Source organism: Anaeromyxobacter sp. SG66, from assembly GCF_022690805.1.
GTDB classification, from domain to species: domain Bacteria; phylum Myxococcota; class Myxococcia; order Myxococcales; family Anaeromyxobacteraceae; genus Anaeromyxobacter; species Anaeromyxobacter soli.
This window is the reverse complement of the sequence record NZ_JALCZC010000233.1, coordinates 1-1070: the sequence shown is the minus strand read 5'-3', so window position 1 is coordinate 1070 and position 1070 is coordinate 1. Positions and strand designations below refer to the sequence as shown.

Here is a 1070-nt window from a genome sequence, read left to right as displayed (position 1 = left end):
GGCGCTCGACGCGGCGCGGCTGTTCGAGGAGGCCGGGGCGCGCGGCGACGCGTCGCGCGCGTACCGCGCCGCGGTCCTCGCCCACCCCGGCTCCCCGCCTGCGCGCCTCGCGCTGGCGGACGCAGCGCTCGCCTCCGGCGACACGGGCGGCGCGGCCGAGCACCTCCGCGCGATCGATCCTTCGGCCGTGCCGGAGGCCGAGCGCACCGAGCACGCGCGCCGCCTCGCCCACGCGCTCGAGCGCGCCGGGCTCGCGGACGAGGCCGCGCGAACCTGGCGCGAGCTGCTCGCGAAGGAGCCCGGCGACTCCGAGGCGTTCGATCGCGCCGAGGCGCTCGCGGTCGAGGCGAAGGTGGGAAGGGCCACGAGGCCGGCCGCGGCCGCGAGCTCGAACCCGACCTCGAGCGCTACGCCGCCGTCCCCGACCGCGGGGGCGACGGCGGCGACCGCGACCTCGACCGCGAGTGCGAGCGCGGACCCCGACCCCTCCGATCCCGCCGCCCTCGGCCGTGCCCTCATGGCCGCGGGCGAGCTCGATCGGGCGCGGACCCTGCTCTTCGCGGCGTTCGAGGCGGACCCTGCCGACCTCACCCTCGCGCGCGATCTGTCGCGCGTCGCGGAGAAGCTCGGGCGCTTCGACGAGTACGTCGAGCTCGGCGAGGTGTGCGCGGACGCGATCGCCGCCTACGATCCGCTCGCCGCCTCGGCGCGCTACCGCCACTTCGCGGACGTGCTGCGCGGACGGCTCGGCTCGCCGGAGCGCGCCGCCGTGATGCTCGAGAAGGCCCTCGCCCTCGTCCCGGACGACGCCGACACCCGCCGCGCGCTGGTCGCGCTGCTCGACGGCCGTCCCGACTCCGCACCGCGCGCCCTCGAGGCCTGGCTCGAGATCGCCCGCTCGGAACCCTCCGACGAAGGCGCGCTTCGCCAGGTGGCCTCGCTCTCGAGCGCGGCCGCGCAGGCCGGCCCCGCGCCCGAGCGCGCGCGCCTCGGGGAGCGCGCGCGGCTCGCCGCGTCGCTCGCCGCGTTCGCCGCCGGAACCGGCGACGCGGCCCGCGACGCCACGCCTG

1 protein-coding gene is annotated in these 1070 nt (G+C 79.3%); it reads left to right on the top strand.

The features are described from left to right. On the top strand, positions 1-1070 hold a 1070-nt coding region (locus MNZ39_RS24070), incomplete at both ends, for a tetratricopeptide repeat protein (protein WP_374202562.1).